Genomic DNA, 19,336 nt, shown 5'->3' on the forward strand with positions numbered 1-19,336 from the left:
ACGACGGCTCGCAAAGGCAGCCCGGGTGCACTGCGCTGTGGAAGTGGCCGAGTGGTGACACCCCGGATCAACCTGACCCGATGCGCAAGTATGGACCCATGACTGCTCAGCGCACCGTCCTGCTGCACGTGTCGGATCGGCCGGAGGACGTCTCCCGCGCGATCGGCATGGCGGGGATCCTGCACGGGCATCGCCCCGAGACCCGGATCAGGATCATCGTGAACGGCCCGGCGATCCCGGGTGTCGCCGCGGGCGCCGCGGCACTTCCCGCGACGGACGTCGCCACGGTCGAGGCGTGCGAGGGCGGCCTGCGCAGCCATCGCATCTCCGCCGATGCGCTCCAGCCCGGCGTCGTCACCGTGCCCGCGGCCGTGGTCGCGCTGAGCGATGCTCAGTTCGAAGGCGCCGCCTACGTCCGCGTGTGAGGTGCACGTCGCCGCAGGAGTCGCGAGGGGTGGCGACAGGCGGCTCCGCAGAACGACCCGACAGATCGGAGATCGCGTGGACGACAACGAGGTGATCGACGGCGTCGGCGTGCGGCTGCGCGGCTTCCGCACCGCCCGCAACCTCACCCTGGCCGAGCTGTCCGAACAGACCGGGCTGACCCCGAGCACGATCTCCCGCCTCGAACGCGGTCACATCCGACCGACCCTGGAGCAGCTGCTCCCCCTCGCACGCGTCTACGCGGTCCCGCTCGACGAGCTGGTCGCGGCGCCCCGCGTCGGAGATCCCCGTGTCCACCTGCGACCGGTGCGGCGGCACGGACTCACGTACATCCCCCTCGGCGTCCACGCCGGCGGGCTCCAGGCGTTCAAGGTGATCTACCCGCCGCTGCCCTCGTCCCGGCCCCCTCGGGACAACACGCACCCAGGTCGGGAGTGGTTCTACGTGCTCAGCGGCACGGTGAACCTCTCGCTCGCGGGGCAGCGCACCACGCTCGCGGCCGGAGAAGCCGCGGAGTTCGAGACCCTCACCCCGCACTGGATCGCCAACGCCCGAGACGACGTGCCCGCGGAGATCATCGCCATCTACGGCCAGCAGGGCGAGCGGGTGCACCTCACCGACGTCTAGCGGGATAGTTTGCATATCTGCAACAGGGCTCGCACAAGGCGCATCTCGCATGATTCGTTGTCGGCATGAACACCGAATACGACGCGATCATCGTCGGCGCCGGCCCGGCCGGGCTCAGCGCCGCACACATGCTCGGACGAGCCCGCCGTTCCGTCCTCGTCATCGATGGCGGAGAGCCGCGCAACAGATTCGCGAGCGCGATGCACGGAGTCCTCGGGATCGACAACCTGCCCCCTGCGGAGTTGCGCTCCCGTGGCCGCGCAGAACTCGAACCGTATGACGTCACCTTCCTCGACGGACAGGTCGACCGCGTGACCGCCTCGGATGACGAGGTCACCGCCCACCTCGACGAGCGCGCGTTCACCGCTCGCGCGCTCGTCGCCGCCACCGGGGTGATCGATGCCCTCCCGGACATCCCCGGGCTCGCTGAGCACTGGGGCACGCGCGTCCTGCACTGTCCCTACTGTCATGGCTGGGAAGTACGGGGACAGCGCCTCGCGGTCATCGCCACCGGCACGATGAGCCCGTTCCAGGCGCAGCTCGTCCGGCAGTGGAGCGACCGGATCACCGCCTTCACCGCGGCCGCCGAGCCCATCGACGCGGAGACCGCGCAGCGGCTCCGCGCCCGGGGGACCACGATCATCCCTTCGCCTATCACGTCCGTGACGGTCGCCCCTGACGATGCGCTCCTCCTCCGCACCTCGGACGGAGACACGACGCCCGCGGACGCGATCTTCCTCGGAACCGCCCTCCACCCGCGCGACGAGTTCCTCCCCGGGGATCTCGTCCGTGTCGACACCGACCACGGGCCCGTTCTTCGCACCGACCCGTCTGGGCGCACCAGCCACCCGCGGATCTGGGCCGCCGGCAACATCACCAACCTCGCCGCCAACGTCCCGATGTCCATGGGCGCCGGATCCGCGATCGGCGGAGCCGTCAACGCCGCCCTCATGCAGGAAGACACCCGGCGCGCCATCGCCGAGATGCGCTGACGATCGGAATATCGGATCCGTCCGGCGCGCAGTCGGCTGCCGGGAAAAGTCGGCCGCGCCTGGTTGGCTGGACGGATGGAGACATCCACGCTCGCCCTGATCGTCGCCGCCGCGGTCCTGCTCATCGCCCTCGTCGTCACCGCGTGGGTGATGAACCGGCGCACCCGTCGCGCCAAGGACGAACTCGCTGCGGCGCAGCAGGAGCATTCCTCGGAGGAGAGCGCGCTCACCGCTCGGCACGCCGGCGAGAAGCGGGAACTCCAGCAGCAGCATGATGCGACCCTCGCCGAGTTGGCCGTGCGGAACGAGTCGCAGACGCAGCAGCGTCTCGCGGAGCATGAGACCGAGATCTCCCGCCTGCAGGCCGAGCGTGATGCGGCGGTCAAGGCCGGGACCGAGTCTCAGCAGCTCGCAGGGCAGGGCATGCGGTGGGAACTCGCCTCGCGCGAGCTGCTCGTCGACGCGTGCACCGCCGCGGGGCTCGACGCGATCATCGCCACGAACATCGTGTTCTCGCCGCACGACGACGAGGCCACCGCGCCGTACTGCGTGCAGCTGGACCATCTGGTGATCACCGAGAAGGCCGTGGTGCTCGTCGACAGCAAGAACTGGAAGGGGCTCATCTTCGACGGCAAGAAGCCTTCGTCAATGGCCGGTGCGCTGTCCATCCTGTTCGACGAGACCGCTCTGCCGACGTCATACGCGATCTCGTTGAAGCGCGACAGCGCCGGGTCCGTTTCGGTGCGCTCGAAGCTCGAGCGCGAGTCGCCGGCGTTCCAGGTGCGGCGGCAGGCACGGCGGTTCCACGGCCACCTCGCTGCCCGGCACGGATCCGCGCCGTACGTGCAGACGTGCGTCTTCTACTCTCATCCGGACGCACGGGTGTGGACGAACGGGCTGGACGAGGGCGAGCGCGGCCGGGCGACGCGGATCGCCTCGGCCCGCACGATCCAGAAGGCGCTCATCGACGTGCAGGCGAACGGATCCGCGCCGACCTCGCATCAGCTGACCCAGCTGGTCGCGACCGTCCGCGAGCTCGGCGCCGACCTGCACGGCACGGGCCGGTTCGCCTCCGAGTTCGCCAGTCCGGTGCCGCTCACCTTCCGCATGCCGGCGCGCGCGGCGCGGACGACGGCTTCCGCGCCGACCGCGACGCAGGACGGCCCGCGGATGGCGGCCCGACGGCGCGCGGTGGCCTGACCGGCCGCCGGTTTACAGCCCGTCGTCGAAGACCTGCGCCGACGTGTCCCTGGTGGCGTCGGTCTGCGCGAGCCGCTCGCCACGGAAGAACGCCGGATCCACCTTGGCCTGCACGAACATCAGGATCACGCCGATCCCGAGCACCGTCACGCCGATGATGCCGACCAGGCCCACTCCGGCGATGTTGCTGCCGGATCCGGCCGACGGATCCATCGCATCGATCGTCGTCTTCACGAACACGATGAGCAGCAGGATCCCGCCGATACCCGGGAGCACGACCTTCGAGATGACGGATCCGAGGCCCTCGCGGAACGCGGATTTGCGGAAGTACCAGGGGCTCGCCAGCGCTGTGATGCCGTAGTAGAAGCAGACCATCATGCCGAGCGCGGTGATCGTGTCCCACAGCACGTCTTCGCTGATGAAACGCATCACCGCGTAGAACACGGATGCGACGACCGAGGAGAGCAGCAGCGCCACATGCGGCGACTTGTACTTCGGGTGCACCTTCTTGATCGCCGCCGGCAGCGCGCCGTAGTGCGACATCGCGAGCAGCGTGCGCGCGGGCGAGATGGCCGTGGAGTTGATCGACGCCATGGCGCTCACCAGGATCGCGAGCGAGAGCAGGATCGCCGCCGGCCCCATGACCGGGTGAGCGAGCGCCGCGAAGACGTTCTCGATGATGTCGGGGTTGCCGAGGCCGGTCGGGCCATCGCCGAGTCCGGCGTAGGCGACGGTCGCGGTCGCGGTGCCGACGTAGAGGACGACGAGGATCCCGACCAGGATCATGGCCGCCTTGCTCTCGGTCGACAGCCGGCCCTTGGACGGCTTCGTCTCCTCGCCCATGGTCAGCACCGTGTCCCAGCCCCAGTAGACGAAGATCGAGACTGCGATACCCGCGGCGAAGGCACTGAAGCTCGACACCTCGAACGGGTTGAACCAGCTCAGCTCCGGCATCTTCGCCTGCTTGTTGGCGGGGTCGCCCGCGCCCACGAACATCGCGACGACGAACCAGACCATGACGGCCATCTGGAAGATCACGGTGATGTACTGGAAGATCTTCGTCGACGTCATGCCGCGGTACGAGATATAGGTCGCGAGCGCCATGAACGCGAGGCACACGAGGATGTTGATGAACTTGTCCGACGCCAGATCGGCGATCGACGGATCCCCGACGAGAATGCTGATCGACTGGAACAGGAACTCCACCGCGATGCCGGCGAGGTTCGACAGTACGAGCACCGTCGCCGCGACGAGGCCCCATCCCGCCATCCAGCCGATCCAGGGACCGAACGCGCGCGTCGCCCAGGTGAAGGACGTGCCGGAGTCGGGCATCGCCGAGTTGAGGGCGCGATAGCCGAGCGCGACGAGCAGCATCGGGATGAAGCCCATGAGGAAGATGGCAGGCGTCTGGTAGCCGACCTCGCTCGCTGCCGGGCCGACCGCTGCCGTCAGCGTGTAGGCGGGCGCGCACGTCGAGATGCCGATCACGAGGGCGCCGAGTACGCCGACGGTTCCCGTCGGAAGACCCTTCTTGCTGATCCCGGTGACCGAGTCGAGGGTTCGTGTCGCCGGATCCGATGTGGCCTGGTCGTACTTCTCTGCCATGAGAGTCCTGCTTCCTGCGTGGGTCGCGCGTGTGCGGGGGTCGGGGGAGCGGATCGGGAGCTCATGACCGCGTGCCGCGATGTTACGACCTTATGGGTTGGCTGAATAGTTGTGGAATCCCGTTCAGCAGCCGGGCGCCGACGGGCGCTCATGACAGGTACCGAGGACGAGTGCTGTGTGTGCCTGGACGACACGGATCTCCTGGCTTGCGGGCGGGCCGTTCAGGGTGCCACGGATCGGGATCCAGCCGCTGCCGAGGTCGATATCCGCGGCGTAGGTGACGGCGACAGAGACGGTGTAGCGGCCGGCCTCCTTGTAGACGTGGCTCGTGCTCGTCGGCGTGAACTGGGCTTGGCCATTCGCGTCCCATGCGGTGCCCGGTCCGGCGCTGTCTCGGCGGTGTCCGTCGCCATAGTCGAAGGCGTAGTTCACGGGAGTGAAGCGGATCGTGAGCGATCGCCCCAGGACCGTGCCGGGGATGGTCTCGGTCTTCGCGCTGCTGAGGAAGTTGGCGGGCAGGCCGACCACCGCGACATTGCCGGGCTCACCCTCGACGGTGGCTGCGGACGGAACGAAACGGGCGAGGTCGGTGACGGTGACGCTCCAGCCCGGTGTGCCGGACATCGGTGCCGCGTCCACTACGCCTACCGGCCTGAGCGAACGGCAGTAGGCGCTCGGCGGTCCTGGCGTTGCCGCGCAGACCTCCTGCGGGGACGGTTCGGCGGCTGCATCGTCGGAATTCTCTGGCGTGCCTGTCTCACCTTCGGAACCACCACCAGTTGTTTCTGACTCGCCGATACTGACATCGCCGTCGTTGGCCCCACAAAGCCCGACCTGAGATTCACGCCAAGTGCACGCTGATGACTGATCCCGTCCAGGACCAGCGCCGGTCGACGGGAGAAGCGCCCACCCAGGGAAGACGAGGGCCACCACCGCCGCCATCATCCCCGCCCTCGCGATCATCATTGGCACGACAGCTCGTTCGGAATGAGGGATACGATCTTGAGCCCGCTTCGGTCAGGAGCCATTCGCACTGAAAGACCCACCAATGACTGCCGATTGTTCGGTGTCACGTCCACTCCAGCGGAGTTCACGACTCGACTCTGAGAGACATCGAGGCATGCGAGACTCTCGACCCCATCGGATTTCGGCTCGAAAGACTGCGCGCGAAAATACTTGATCATGGAAGTACCCGTGATCTTCAATCCCGACTTCTCGAAGTCGCGGACGGATCTGACATCATCAGCCAGAGCAGTCCCAGCAAGGTACTTTTGCGGGTCCACATCCACGGCCCCGTTCTGCTGAGCATTCGCCGCATCGACATAGTCCCGGTACACCTGCTCCGCCGCCTTGAAGGCCTCCGCTTCGCTCGCGAACAGCGGGGTGGGCGTCGGTGTGGGCGCCGGGCCTGGCGTGCAGCCGGCGAGCGCGATCACGGCAGCGACGACGGCCGTGGTGATGAGAGCACTGCGCCGGGGATTCATCCCGATACCGTAGCTAGGTCCTCCGGAGCGCCGCAGAAGTTATCCACAGGCCCGGCGGGCGGATGCGTCGGGCAAACGAGCCTCAGCGCACCGCGAGCCCGTGCATCACAAGGTCCACGAGTGCGTCCACGCGCTCGGCCGTCAGGGGACGGCCGAGCAGCGCCGCGTACGACGTCGCTGCGACGAACTGGTCCGCGACGGCAGCCGGGTCCGCGTCAGGCCGCACCGCGCCCTCGTCCTGCGCACGGGTGATCCTGGCGACGATCCACGTCACGATCGGATCCGCGAACCGATGGTTCAGGGCCATACCCAGCTCCGGATCCGTCGCGGTCACGGCGATGAGCGCACGGGCGAGCTCCACGTTCTCGGAGCGGGACAGGTGCTCGCCCGCAGTGGCGAACCACGCCCGCAGGTCCGCCGCCAGGTCTGCCGAGAACGGCAGAGCGACGTCGGCGCCCGGGAGCGAGCCCTCGAGCAGGGCCTCGCCGAGGATCGCCGCCTTCGATCCCCACCACCGGTAGATCGTCTGCTTCGAGACACCGGCCTCGGCGGCCAGGCCCTCGATCGTCACGGCGTCGTAGCCGTCTGCCGCGAGCGCGCGACGCATCGCCGCCAGCACGGACTGGCGGGCGTTCTCACTGCGCGGACGAGGCACCCTCCGAGGGTAGCGAGGTGTACGCTCGTGAATAAGTGGACGCGCCGTTGCGAAACTCGATCGCAGCCGAACGACCGGATCCACGAGCGAACGAAGGAGACACCCATGGCCCTGACCGCGAATTCCTCCATCGGCGACTGGCTGGCCGATCCGGCTGGTGGCGAGCTGATCCGCGGGCTGCTGGCGCAGTCCGGCGCGAGCGCCGACTCGCTCACCCCCGTGCTCGGCCTGCCCTTGCAGCAGCTCGTCGTGATGAGCCAGGGCGCCATGCCGCAGTCCGTGGTCGACGACCTCGTGCGGGCGGCGAACGGCGGAGTGATCCCCGAGGACGCCGAGCCGCGGGGCTGGACGGAGCAGGTCACGCCCGGACGCTTCACCGGGAAGACCCTGATCGTCACGGGCGCCGCATCCGGAATCGGGAAGGCCACCGCTTCCCGCATCGCCCGCGAGGGAGGCCGCGTCATCGCCTGCGACATCGCGGCGGACAAGCTCGACGCGCTGAGCGCGGAACTCCCCGGCATCGTGACCGTCGCCGGCGACCTCACCCAGCAGGACGCGATCGACCGGGTCGTCGCCGCAGCGGGCGACCGCATCGACGGCCTCGCCAACGTCGCCGGCATCAACGACGACTTCTCCCCCGCCGGCGAGACGCCCGACGCCGTCTGGGACCGCGTGATCGCGATCAACCTCACCGCGCCGTTCAAGCTCATGCGCGCGGTGCTGCCGCTCATGGAGGCGGCGGGCCGTGGATCCATCCTCAACGTGTCGAGCGAGGCCGGCCTGCGCGGCAACGCGTCCGGCAACGCCTACACGGCCAGCAAGCACGGCATCATCGGCGTCACCAAGTCCGCGGCCTTCATGTACGGGCCGAAGGGGATCCGCGTGAACTCCGTCGCCCCCGGCGGCGTCGCGACCGGGATCCCGATGCCGCCGCGCATGTCCGAATACGGATCCGGCCGACTCGCGCCCTTCCAGCAGGCCATCCCCACCGTGGCCACGGCCGAGCACCTCGCGGCGTCGATCACCTTCCTGCTCTCGGACGACGCCGTGAACATCAACGGCGCGATCCTCGCCTCGGACGGCGGCTGGTCGGTGCAGTAGTCCGCCGCGACACCCCAAGTCCCGGGCCGATTCGGTATTGGCCCGGGTCTTTTCGCTGGTGGACCCGGATCTTTTCTATGCAGAAGTGCCGACGCCGCCCGAGATCGACCCGCGACCCATCCAGGCCTACGCGAACTCCGCCAACACGTCCGGAGGGATCCAGCTCCCCGACGAGGCCACCCTGGATCTCTGAGTACCCCAGAGCCCCTCGGGCGCGACGATCCGCACAGCGCGTCGCGATCCGCACAGGATTCGGCCGGATCCGTGTGCAGATCGTCACATCGTGTGCGGATCGTCGCGGCGCAGAGCGGCGGCCGGAGCGGCGCGAACGGCGGCGGACCGACCCTCTCCACCGCAAGTAGACTGGGTCCTGCCCCGCCTCCCCTCGCTCCAGGAGCCCGCGTGACCTCTCCGAACACCCCCACCGACCACGTCCCCGACTCGGTCGCCAACGCAGAAGCGACTCCGGAGAAGGAGCAGCCGTACGCGGCGCTCGGCCTCAAGGACGACGAGTACGCGCGGATCCGCGAGATCCTGGGCCGCCGCCCCACATCGGGCGAGCTGGCGATGTACTCGGTCATGTGGAGCGAGCACTGCTCCTACAAGTCCTCGAAGAACTACCTGCGCCGGTTCGGCCAGAAGGTCTCCGACGAGATGAAGAAGCGCCTCATGGTCGGCATGGGCCAGAACGCGGGCGTCATCGACGTCGGCGAGGGCTGGGCCGTCACGTTCAAGGCGGAGTCGCACAACCACCCCTCCTTCATCGAGCCGTTCCAGGGTGCGGCCACGGGCGTCGGCGGCATCGTCCGCGACATCATCTCGATGGGCGCCCGCCCTGTGGCCGTCATGGACGCGCTGCGCTTCGGCGCGATCGACGACCCCGACACGGCCCGCGTCGTGCACGGCGTCACCGCCGGCATCAGCTTCTACGGCAACTGCCTCGGCCTGCCGAACATTGGCGGCGAAACGGTGTTCGACGCCGTCTACCAGGCCAACCCCCTCGTGAACGCGCTCGCCGTGGGCGTGCTGCGCCACGAGGACCTCAAGCTCGCGAACGCCACCGGCGTCGGCAACAAGGTCGTCCTCTTCGGCGCCCGCACCGGCGGCGACGGCATCGGCGGTGCGTCGATCCTCGCCTCCGACTCGTTCGATTCGACGGGCCCGACCAAGCGTCCCGCCGTGCAGGTCGGCGACCCGTTCGCCGAGAAGGTGCTCATCGAGTGCTGCCTCGAGCTGTACCGCGATGAGCTCGTCGAGGCGATCCAGGATCTCGGCGCCGCGGGCATCTCCTGCGCCACGAGCGAGCTGGCCGCGAACGGCGACTCCGGCATGCACGTGTCGCTCGACAACGTGCTGCTGCGCGACCCCACCCTGACCGCTGAGGAGATCCTCATGTCGGAGTCGCAGGAGCGCATGATGGCGATCGTCGCCCCCGAGAAGCTCGACGCGTTCCTCGCCGTCGTGAAGAAGTGGGACGTCGAGACCTCGGTCCTCGGCGAGGTCACCGGCGACGGCCGCCTCATCATCGACTGGCAGGGCGAGCGCATCGTCGACGTGGATCCCTCCACCGTCGCCGTCGACGGCCCGGTCTACGACCGCCCGGTCGCCTACCCCACCTGGATCGACGCGCTGCAGGCCGACGCAGCCGAGCTGCTCCCCCGCGACAACGACCCCGAGGCGCTCACCCAGCAGTTCCTCGCGCTGCTGGAGAGCCCGAACCTCGCCGACACCCGCTGGATCACCAACCAGTACGACTACTACGTGCTCGGCAACACCGCCCTCGCCTTCCCCGACGACGCCGGCATGATCCGCGTCGACGAGGAGTCGGGCCTCGGCTTCTCCATCTCGACCGACGCGAACGGCCGCTACAGCCAGCTCGACCCCTACGCGGGTGCGCAGCTCGCCCTCGCCGAGGCGTACCGCAACGTCGCCGTCACGGGCGCGGAGCCCACCGCGATCACCGACTGCCTGAACTTCGGATCCCCCGAGAACCCCGAGGTCATGTGGCAGTTCGGCCAGACGGTCGACGGCCTCGCGGATGGCTGCTTCGAGCTCGGCACGCCGGTCACCGGTGGCAATGTCTCGTTCTACAACCAGACCGGAGACGTGCCGATCCACCCCACCCCGCTGGTCGGCGTGCTCGGCATCATCGACGACGTCTCGCGCCGGATCCCCTCCGGCTGGCAGGACGAGGGGCAGAACATCTACCTGCTCGGCACCACCTCCACCGAGCTGTCCGGATCCGCCTGGGCCGATGTCATCCACGGCCACCTCGGCGGCCTGCCGCCCAAGGTGGACCTTGCCGGCGAGAAGCGTCTGGCCGGCCTGATCGGCGCGGCGCGCGACGAGTGGCTGATCTCCTCCGCGCACGACCTGAGCGAGGGCGGCCTCGGCCAGGCCCTCGCCGAGGGCGTCATGCGCTTCGGCGTCGGCGCCCGCGTGTGGCTGACCGAGCTCATGGAGCGCGACGGCGTGGACGCCGCGACGGCCCTGTTCTCCGAGTCGGCCGGCCGCGTGATCGTGACCGTGCCCCGCGAGGACGACGTGAAGTTCCAGGGCCTCTGCGAGGGCCGGGGCTACCCCGTGCTGCGCATCGGAGTGACCGACAGTGCCCCGCAGCTCGAGGTGCAGGACGTCTTCACGATCTCGGTCGACGAACTGCGCGAGACCGCCCAGGCGACCCTTCCGGCCGCGTTCGGCCCCACCGTCGCGGAGCCGGTCGGCGCCTGACGGCCCGCGAGGACGCTCATGAACAGCACCCCCGACCCTTCGACGAACTCAGGGACCACCGAGGACCTCTCGATCTACAGCACCCGACGGCAGCGCCGGATCCGCATCACCGCATGGGTCGTGATCGTCGCGCTCATCCTGGTGGGAGGCGGATCCACCGTGCTCGCGGTGCTGCTCGGCTGAGGCGCAGGCCTGCGCGCGCGCAGGGCGGGAGGACCACGATCGAGGATCCGGGCGGCGTCGCGAACGGGCGGCGTCGCGAACGGGCGGCAGAGCGCCTCGCCGACCGTCTGGGGAACGGCCCGCCGTCTGGGGAACGGCCACTGAAGGTCGAGGCGCCCCACCCGGCCCAAGTCCCGCTGGGCCGATCGGAGCCGTGCACGACCCCGTTCGATGATGATGCAACCGATATACCAGATAGGCAACCCCTGCGGCGAACACCACCGATCGCGAACGGGTGCTCGGCATCGCCCGGCAGACGTCCTCGCCCGCACCGCGGATCCGTGCGCAATAGGCTGAGGGGCATCATGGACGCTCTCAACCAGATCTTCGCGTGGTTCGGCGGCCACTGGTGGATCATCTTCCCCCTCATGGGCGTGGGTGGCGCCATCGCCGGGCGGGTGCAGTCCCTCTCCCGCCAGCACCACAAGCAAAAGCTGGAGACGCTGCGCCTGAAGGGCGAGATCAAGGCCGCCCAGCTCGCCGCGAGGGGCCAGATCGCGCCGCAGCCGTCCCCCCGCGAGGCCGCCGTGCAACACGCGAACGCGTCGAAGGAGCTGCTCGAACGCCTGTTCGCCGAACATGACGGGATCACCGCCCGCTGGCTGGACTACGAGCTCGACGTCGCGAAGATGATCGCGTTCCCCGCGATGAGCGACGGACGCCAACCGCTGACCGCCGCCTTCCTGCGCGCCAAGAAGATCGCCGATGCACTGCGTCCGAGTGCTTCCGACGCGAAGGTCGCAGAGCAGCAGGTCTCCGAATACCTCGATGCGGTCGGCAACTACGCGGTCGCCTTCGAGATCGCGGAGAAGGACGCCCGTCGGCTGCGCGACTCGACCTTCACCGACGACGAGCGCAAGCGTCTCGAACGCGCGCAGCACCTGCTCAAGGTCGCCGTCGACCAGTCCGCCACGCCTGCCGAACGACAGACCGCCTATCGTCGCGTGCGCGAGGAACTGGACGGCCTCATCGACCTCTCGGACGCCGCCGTCGAGAACCTCGAGAAGAAGGTCGCGCTCCAGCTCGAGCCCGGTCGCGCCCCCGAGCCCGTGACCGCGGAGCCGGTCGCGGATCCGATCCCGGTCCCGGACCCTCTCGCGAAGGCCGATCCGCTGCGGCAGGCCGCGCCGTCGCGCAACCCGGAGCACGGACACCATGCCGGGTGAGAGCGCGCCGCCGCGGGTCGGGCTGATCGGCGCGGGCGCCATCGCCGCCGCGCACCTCGACGCGTGGCAGGCGCTCGGCGCGGAATGCGTGATCTCCTCGCGCACCCGGCCGACCGCGCTCGCGGAGCGCTTCGGTGCGGAGATCGCGGAGGACGCGGACGCGCTCATCGACCGGGTCGACATCGTGGGCATCCTCGCCCCCACCCCGACGCACCTCAACCTCGCCCTGCGTGCGATCGCGCGCGGGCGGCACGTCGTGTGCGAGAAGCCGCTCGCGCTGACCTCGGCCGAGGCGCAGCGCATGGCGGACGCGGCGGATGCGGCGGGCGTGCGGCTGCTCCCCGCGCACGTGGTGCGATACTTCGCCGCCTACCGGCGGATCCAGCAGGCCGTCGTCGCCGGCGGAATCGGGGCGCTGCAGACCCTGCGCCTGAGTCGTGCCGGCGCGGGTCCCACCACCGCATGGTTCTACGACGAGAACGCAGGCGGCGGACTCATCCGCGACCTGCTGATCCACGACATCGACCAGGCGCTCTGGCTCGCCGGCACCGTGACCTCGGTGAGCGCGAGGCAGGATCCGCCCAGCATCGACGGACGCCTGTCGGCCCCCGTGACGGCGACGGTCGAGCTGACCCACGCGAACGGCGTCACCTCGCGGATCGACGGCGGCTGGCTGGGCGAGGGAACGCCGTTCCGCACCACGATCGAGGCCGTCGGCACCGCCGGGGCGCTTGCGCACGACAGCGCCGCGGAGGCCGGCGGCACTGCGCGCGCCTCGTCGGTCGATGCCGATACCGGATACCTCCCGCCGCAGACCGAGGACCACCCCTACCGCGCCCAGATCGCCGACTTCGCGGAGGCGATCCGCACCGGGCGCCCTGCCCTGGTGACCCCGGCCGACGGCGTCGCGGCGGTGGCCGTCGTGGATGCCGCCTACGCCTCGCTCGCGGCGGGCGGCGCGCCGATCCCTGTCTAGGGCATCGCGATCACGCCGTCGGGCCCGACGCGCACCGCGGCGCCGTGGAAGTCGCGGTGCCCGCGCTGATCCATGAGGCGCGCGGCCCCGCCGTCGGGATCCGGCACGGGGACCCTATCGAGATAGTCGAATCGCACGGACTGCACGCGGCCCGCGATCACGGTCCCATCCGCGCGCAGCCGCACCGAGAGATAGGCCCCGTAGCGCGTGGCGGGGTCCTTGCCGAAGACGCCCCCGCCGCCGAAGTTGCCGAGGCTGTATGCGATGAGCCGGCCGTGGTACCACTCCATCCCGCGCAGCACGTGCGGCCCGTGGCCGAGGACGAGATCCGCTCCCGCGTCGATCGCCGCATGGGAGAACGCGACAGGATCCCCGCGGTCCTCCCCGTACATCGTCTCGGTCCCCGGCGTGACCGCGTCCGCGTTCGGCCCCTCCGCACCCATGTGCGCCTGCACGATCACGACATCCGCGCGCGCAGCGGCGGCGCGGACGACCGCGCTCACACGCCGCAGGTCGGTCAACCGGTTGAACTCGCCGTAGGGCGCGAAGCCGATCATCGCCATGGTGATCCCGCCGACGCGCGTGTAGACGATCTCGTCCCTGCCGCCCACCGCGCGGATGCCCGCGCCCGCGAGGGCAGCCCTGGTCTCGTCGTAGCCGGCCTGCCCGAAGTCGCGGCTGTGATTGTTCGCGAGGTTGAGGATGTCGAAGCCGGCGAGGCCCGCGACGGAATCGGGATCGCTGCGGAAGGCGAGGCAGTCGGCGTCCTTCCCGCACTTGTCGTGCCCCGTGTCGGGCGAGATCGCCTGTTCGAGGTTGCCCGTGACGAGATCCTGCGTGAACCAGGGGCGCACCCGGTCGAAGTGGCCGGCGCCGTGGTCCGCGGGCACCGTACGGCTCGCGTCGTAGAGCAGGATGTCGCCGGTCGCACCGATGCCGACCTCCCCGGCGTGCTGTGCGGACTGCTGCGGGATCCGTGCCGGCATCGCGGGGAGCGCCGCCGCCCCGGTCGAGGCGATGCCGACGGCCACCAGCGCGACCACGGCGACGGGCGTGCGCCACGGGAGACGAGGGCGGATCCCGGCGTCGGCGCGAGCGCGCCGGCGCGGCAGGTCGAACAGCCAGGACAGCCGGTCGCGGGTGATGAGGTCGCCGATCGCCAGGCTGACCGCGATCACGACGGCTGTGAGGACGACGGGGAGCACGACGGCCGCGACCAGCTGCACCGCCTTCCCGGCATCCGACACCCACCCCGCCACCAGGGCGTCGACGAGCGCGAGCACCGGCATGTGGATCAGGTAGATCTGCAACGTGCGCCCGCCGAGCCGGCCCAGGCCGGGTCCGAGTCGGGGCGTCCTCGCGAGCAGCGGCGCCACGGCCATCCCCGCGCCGAGTCCGATCAGCGCGACGGCGGGCCACACCCCGGGGAACAGCTCCACTCCGGTGATCCTCACGGCCGCGAACGCCGCCAGGTAGAGCACGACGGCGCCGGCGGCGAGCACGGGGCGCGGCCGGGCAGCGAATCCGATGATCTGCCGGGAGAAGGAGGTGCCGAGGAGGAAGTAGAGCAGGTTCGCGAGCAGCGATCCCCGGTTGCTGACGACGTCGATGAGCCCCGCCCCCACGGCGGTCGTCAGCACCGCGGCCGCGGCCAGCGGGATCCAGACGGGCAACCAGCGCAGCCCCTTGGCGACGAGGAAGTAGAGCGCGAGGGCATAGAGGTACCAGGCGTTCGGCGGGCTGATCGTGATCGCGTCGACGAACGCCGCGACGGATCTCGGGACCAGGGTCGGGAAGTCGGGGAACGCCCACAGCGTCGCCATGTGGATGAGGGTCCAGAGCAGATACAGGTACAGGAAGCGCAGGACGCGGCCCCGGAGCACGGCGGCCCACGGCCGGGCGATCGCGTTCGCGGCGAAGCATCCGGAGATGAGGAAGAACAGCGGCATCCGCACCGGGTAGGCGAGGTCGGAGATGAGGCCCCAGGCGCCGGGGATCGGCAGGCCGATGCGCCAGTCGATCGTGAGGTAGCTCTTGAGCACGACATGCCAGAACACGACGAGGACGATCAGCAGCCCCTTGGCGGTGTCCGCCCAGGCCAGCCGTGTCGTCGGAGCCGTCGCGGCAGCCGTCATCCGGGCGCCCCGGCCCGCCGCGGCGCCGGCACCGCGTCGAGGAGCTCGGCGATCAATCCGGTGTAGTCGAGACCGATCGCCGCGTACATCAGCGGAACCTGCGAGCGCTCGGTCATGCCCGGCGCCGTGTTCACCTCGTTGAGCACGGGCCCGTCGGCGGTCACGAAGAAGTCGAAGCGGGCGACTCCGGCGCACCCCAGCGCCTCGTAGAGCCGGGCCGCCGCCGCGCGGACGGCCGCCTCCTCGGCGTCGCCGATCGGGGCAGGCACCGTGAACCGGGCGCTGCCGTCGTACTTCTCGACCGCGCCGAACACGCCGCCGGACGAGACTCCGATCTCGAGCGCGGCGCCGAGGCGCAGCACGCCGTGCCGATCGCGGAAGACGGCGACGTCCACCTCCCGCCCCGCGACGTACTCCTCGACCAGGACCGGATCCCCGAACGCCCTCGCCCGGTCGACGGCCTCGGCGACGCCGCTGGGATCTGCGACGACGAAGACCCCGTTGCTGGATCCGCCGCTCGCGGGCTTCACGACGAAGGGCGGGGTCAGACCGGTGATCGCCGCCACGGATCCGGCCTCGATGAGACGCGCGTTCGCCGTCGCGATGCCCAGCGATGCCGCGACCAGCTTCGTGACGTGCTTGTCCATCCCCCGCGCGCCCGCGCGGACCGGCGAGCCTGCGGAGGGCACTCCGCAGAGCTCCAGCAGGCCTGCGATCGCGCCGTCCTCGCCCCGGACGCCGTGCAGCATCGGGATCGCCCCATCGCAGCCGGTGAGCAGCTCGATCGCGCGAGGGGCGGGCAGCACCGCGTCCTGCTCGTCCCGCCACGCGCCGTCCTCGCCGATCGTGAGCAGGACCGCGGTGTGCCTCAGCGCGCGGACAGCGCGCGCGACGGCGGCCGCCGAGGCGAGGGAGACCGCGTGCTCGTCGTTCGCGCCGCCTCCGATGACGGCGATCCGGCGGCGGGTGTGCTGAGGCATGCGGTTTCTCCAGAGGGTGCGGGCGTGCGGGGGGTCGAGGTGTCGAGGGTGCGGCGGATCCGGGAGGTCCGGGAGCCCACCGCGGTCACGATCTCGTGCTCGATCGTGTGCGACCAGGCCGCCCATTCGGCGACCGTCGGCTCGCCGTCCCGGCCGGGGCCGAAGACCGTGACGCGCTCCCCCGGGCGCAGGAGCACGCCCCCGGTGTCGACGACGACCATGTCCATCGAGAACCTGCCCACGAGCGGCCGGCGCTCTCCGCGTACGAGCACCTCCGCCTGCCCGGACGCCGCGCGAGGGAGCCCGTCGGCGTAGCCGAGCGACAGCAGCGCGAGGTGGGTGCGCTCCGGGGTGACGAAGTCGTGGCCGTATCCGACGCCGGTGCCCGCCGGCGCCTCGCGGGACGACACGACGGTCGACGTCAGGGTCAGCGCGGACCGCAGAACATCGGTCGTGCGCGACGGGTCGATGCCGAACAGCCCTGCGCCGATGCGGTGCGGACCGTATCCCGCTCCCGCGCCGGTGATCGTCGCCGCCGTGGCCGCGAGGTGCAGGAGGTGCGGGCGCAGCGCGCGACGGCGCGCGGTGCGGATCGCGTTCTCGAACACCAGGCGCTCGCGCACGTTCTGCCCGTTCAGGGGGTCGTCGGCGCAGGACATGTGCCCCATCACCCCGACCACGCGGATCGCACCCGCCGCCTCCTGCTCGCGGGCGAGGGCGCACAGCGTCGCCCAGTCGCGCGGAGGGCAGCCGTCGCGGCCGGTGCCGACATCGATGTGCAGGTGCACGCGGGCCGTCGCCCCCGCGGCCCGCGCGGCGCGTGCGATCTCGAAGAGCAGTTCGAGGCCGGGCACGGCGAGGTCGATGCCTTCGCGCACCGCCGTCTCGAAGTCGGCGCCCGGCGCATTGAGCCAGCTCAGGATCGGCGCGCCGACATCCGCCTGCCGGAGGGCGAGCGCCTCGTCGATACTCGTCACGCCGATCGATTCCGCCCCCGCCTCGAGTACCGCGGCGGCGACGTCCCCGTGCCCGAACGCGTCCGCCTTGAGGACCGCCATGAGCCTTCCTCCGGACAGCGCCCGCATGCGGGCGGTGTTCTCGCGGAGCGCGTCCTCATGGACGACGAGTTCCGAGGCGGGTGATCGCATGGATCGAGTCAAGCGAGCGGCGGGTTGCCGGAGCGTATCCGGATTTCGATACGGGCACGATACGAATGTCGACCGGGTGCCAGGCAGCGGGTGCCGGGCAGCGGGTCCGGGCAGCGCCGCCGCGCAGCGGGTCAGGCCCGCCGCTAGCGATCGCCCAGCGACAGCGGACGCACCACCACCCGACGGCGATCGCGGATCCACACGCGCCCGCTCTCACGATGCTGGGCGCGCGTCGTGAACCGATAGCGGTAGGCGACGGCCCGCACCTGGCGCGGCCGCTCCCCCGCGAAGGGGTCGTGTCGCAGCAGCCGCAGCGTGGGGGCATCCGCCTCGAGCAGTCGCACGAGGAGCATCGCGAGCCAGTCCTCGTGCATCCGGCCCAGCGGCAGGAACCACATCAGCCAGTCCAGGCGCAGGTGGTACGGCGCGAACAGCCCCGGAATGCGGTGCAGCTCGCCGGGCTTTCCGCGGAAGCCGTACTCGCGCCACTCCCCCGCGACCGGATCCGGGTCGGCGTCCTGCCGCATCGTGCCCTCCACGACGATCTCGATCCGCTCCTTCGTGACGGTTCCGAAGGCGCCGTACGCGTTCGCGAGCTGCCAGCGGTTGAACGACGCGTTCATCGCCTGGCTGCGCGAGAAGAGGTTCCGCGCCGCCGGCACCGAGAGCCAGACGTAGAGCACGGCCACCGCCGAGGTGACGGCGAACCACGGCAGCGACAGGCCGTCGATCGTCCAGGGCAGGTCCGTCGCCGGGCGGCGCGGCGCGCCTGTCGGGATCCCGACGGCGGAGAAGGCGATCACGATCGTCGCCCAGTTCAGCCATGCGAAGTTGCCGGTCAGGACGAGCCAGAGCTGGGTGGCGATGACCACGCCGGCGCCCACCGCACCCACGGTCGCCGGCCAGGTCGCTGAGCCGGTTGCGGCGCCCGGGACCCACAGTCCGAGGATCGGCACGAGCAGGAGCCAGGGCGCGCCGAGCTGCGCGACGTGGTTGCCGATCACCTCGAGACGGTGGAACCAGCGGGGCAGCAGGTGCGCCTGCCGGCTGAGCGGCCCCGGCATGGGCTGCGTCTCGTGGTGGTACATGAGCGCGGTGAGGTCGCGCCACTCGCGACCGCCGCGGATCTTGATCATCCCCGCGCCGAACTCGAGCCGGATCACGAGCCACCAGAACAGCACGATGACGGCGGTCGGCGGCGGCTGCGACGCGGATCCCAGGAACGCGGCGAGGAACCCGGCTTCGAGCAGCAGCATCTCCCAGCCGAAACCGTAGAAGGTCTGCCCGATCGAGGAGATCGACATGTATCCGAGCCAGAGCAGCAGGAAGCACGCCATCGGCACCCACGGCGGCGCGAGCTGCGGCAGGCCGGTCACGAGTGCGGCCGACAGGACGATCCCTGCGACGCACAGTGCCACGAGCCGTCGATCCGTGTACCGGACGCGCAGGAACAGCGTCGGGCGGAGGAGCCGGCGGGCGCGCGGGGAGGATCCGGCCCAGGCGAGGAGCTCCGGCGCCGGCAACAGGCCGTGCTCGCCCAGCAGCGCGCGGAACTGGTTCAGCGTGCTGACGAAGGCGACCAGATACAGCGCCGCGATGCCCCGCTGGAGCACCTCACGCGCGAAGCCGAAGTCGACCGCCGCGAAGCCGTCCATACCGGAAGGCTACGCGCGCCCCCCGCCTCCGGACAGGTGGTCTGTGCAGCCCACCTCCGAGTCGTCCCCATGAGCGCACCCCAGGGGCTCCGCTGACGGGGACGACCCGGAAGTGGGGGACGCGGAGGGCCGGTCTGCACAGCCCGGCCCTCCGAGTCGTCCCCATGAGCGCACGCCACAGGCTCCGCTGACGGGGACGACCCGGAACTGGGGGGC

At 70.5% G+C, this 19,336-nt stretch carries 17 protein-coding genes; 9 read left to right on the top strand and 8 right to left on the bottom strand.

Annotation, left to right across the window (positions count from 1 at the left end; translation table 11 throughout):
* Positions 1-98: 98 nt before the first annotated feature.
* The 4 genes from ACFC1J_RS12115 (at position 99) to ACFC1J_RS12130 (ending at position 3,263) form a co-directional block, all read left to right on the top strand.
* Complete coding sequence (locus tag ACFC1J_RS12115) at positions 99-425, top strand: hypothetical protein (protein WP_375906068.1); 327 nt, start codon at positions 99-101, stop codon at positions 423-425.
* A 76-nt stretch (positions 426-501) separates the two neighbouring features.
* A complete protein-coding gene (locus ACFC1J_RS12120; RefSeq protein WP_375906071.1) occupies positions 502-1,071 on the top strand; it encodes a helix-turn-helix domain-containing protein in 570 nt (189 codons plus the stop codon).
* A 65-nt stretch (positions 1,072-1,136) separates the two neighbouring features.
* The gene (locus ACFC1J_RS12125; RefSeq protein WP_375906074.1) at positions 1,137-2,063 is read left to right on the top strand and encodes an NAD(P)/FAD-dependent oxidoreductase; all 927 of its coding nucleotides are present in this window, start codon (positions 1,137-1,139) and stop codon (positions 2,061-2,063) included.
* 75 nt (positions 2,064-2,138) lie between these two features.
* Positions 2,139-3,263: an NERD domain-containing protein gene (locus ACFC1J_RS12130; protein ID WP_375906076.1), complete on the top strand. Its 1,125-nt coding sequence runs from the start codon at positions 2,139-2,141 to the stop codon at positions 3,261-3,263.
* A 12-nt stretch (positions 3,264-3,275) separates the two neighbouring features.
* Here the strand turns inward: ACFC1J_RS12130 and ACFC1J_RS12135 are convergent, their stop codons facing one another.
* From ACFC1J_RS12135 to ACFC1J_RS12150, 4 genes are all read right to left on the bottom strand, one after another.
* Positions 3,276-4,868, bottom strand: coding sequence for an APC family permease (locus ACFC1J_RS12135; RefSeq protein ID WP_375906079.1), 1,593 nt, complete (start codon positions 4,866-4,868; stop codon positions 3,276-3,278).
* A 123-nt stretch (positions 4,869-4,991) separates the two neighbouring features.
* A complete protein-coding gene (locus ACFC1J_RS12140; RefSeq protein WP_375906081.1) occupies positions 4,992-5,492 on the bottom strand; it encodes a hypothetical protein in 501 nt (166 codons plus the stop codon).
* A gap of 338 nt (positions 5,493-5,830) precedes the next feature.
* Complete coding sequence (locus tag ACFC1J_RS12145) at positions 5,831-6,352, bottom strand: hypothetical protein (RefSeq protein ID WP_375906084.1); 522 nt, start codon at positions 6,350-6,352, stop codon at positions 5,831-5,833.
* Between the two features lie 82 nt (positions 6,353-6,434).
* Entirely contained in the window at positions 6,435-7,007 is a 573-nt protein-coding gene (locus ACFC1J_RS12150) for a TetR/AcrR family transcriptional regulator (RefSeq protein WP_375906087.1), read from the bottom strand.
* 105 nt (positions 7,008-7,112) lie between these two features.
* Between ACFC1J_RS12150 and ACFC1J_RS12155 the strand changes: the two genes are divergently transcribed.
* From ACFC1J_RS12155 to ACFC1J_RS12175, 5 genes are all read left to right on the top strand, one after another.
* Positions 7,113-8,108, top strand: coding sequence for an SDR family NAD(P)-dependent oxidoreductase (locus tag ACFC1J_RS12155; protein WP_375906090.1), 996 nt, complete (start codon positions 7,113-7,115; stop codon positions 8,106-8,108).
* Between the two features lie 402 nt (positions 8,109-8,510).
* A complete protein-coding gene (gene purL / locus ACFC1J_RS12160) occupies positions 8,511-10,838 on the top strand; it encodes a phosphoribosylformylglycinamidine synthase subunit PurL (protein WP_375906093.1) in 2,328 nt (775 codons plus the stop codon).
* 18 nt (positions 10,839-10,856) lie between these two features.
* Positions 10,857-11,021, top strand: a complete 165-nt coding sequence (locus tag ACFC1J_RS12165; RefSeq protein WP_375906096.1) for a hypothetical protein — start codon at positions 10,857-10,859, stop codon at positions 11,019-11,021.
* A 344-nt stretch (positions 11,022-11,365) separates the two neighbouring features.
* Positions 11,366-12,226 (top strand): hypothetical protein, encoded by an 861-nt coding sequence (locus ACFC1J_RS12170; RefSeq protein WP_375906099.1) that lies wholly within the window; start codon positions 11,366-11,368, stop codon positions 12,224-12,226.
* Positions 12,216-13,202: a Gfo/Idh/MocA family protein gene (locus ACFC1J_RS12175; protein WP_375906102.1), complete on the top strand. Its 987-nt coding sequence runs from the start codon at positions 12,216-12,218 to the stop codon at positions 13,200-13,202. The genes ACFC1J_RS12170 and ACFC1J_RS12175 overlap by 11 nt, the downstream gene beginning before the upstream one ends.
* On the opposite strand, the gene ACFC1J_RS12180 is transcribed toward ACFC1J_RS12175, so the two are convergent.
* The 4 genes from ACFC1J_RS12180 to ACFC1J_RS12195 all read right to left on the bottom strand — a co-directional run bounded on the left by ACFC1J_RS12180 (position 13,199) and on the right by ACFC1J_RS12195 (position 19,120).
* Complete coding sequence (locus tag ACFC1J_RS12180; protein ID WP_375906105.1) at positions 13,199-15,337, bottom strand: CapA family protein; 2,139 nt, start codon at positions 15,335-15,337, stop codon at positions 13,199-13,201. The genes ACFC1J_RS12175 and ACFC1J_RS12180 overlap by 4 nt on opposite strands.
* Complete coding sequence (locus ACFC1J_RS12185; RefSeq protein WP_375906107.1) at positions 15,334-16,317, bottom strand: ATP-grasp domain-containing protein; 984 nt, start codon at positions 16,315-16,317, stop codon at positions 15,334-15,336. The genes ACFC1J_RS12180 and ACFC1J_RS12185 overlap by 4 nt, the downstream gene beginning before the upstream one ends.
* Positions 16,206-17,465 (bottom strand): alanine racemase, encoded by a 1,260-nt coding sequence (gene alr, locus ACFC1J_RS12190; protein WP_375906110.1) that lies wholly within the window; start codon positions 17,463-17,465, stop codon positions 16,206-16,208. Before alr ends, ACFC1J_RS12185 begins: the two co-directional genes overlap by 112 nt.
* Positions 17,466-17,608: 143 nt before the next feature.
* Positions 17,609-19,120, bottom strand: coding sequence for a lipase maturation factor family protein (locus tag ACFC1J_RS12195; RefSeq protein WP_375906113.1), 1,512 nt, complete (start codon positions 19,118-19,120; stop codon positions 17,609-17,611).
* Positions 19,121-19,336 lie beyond the last annotated feature (216 nt).

Source organism: Microbacterium sp. NPDC056052, from assembly GCF_042266785.1.
GTDB lineage: Bacteria > Actinomycetota > Actinomycetes > Actinomycetales > Microbacteriaceae > Microbacterium.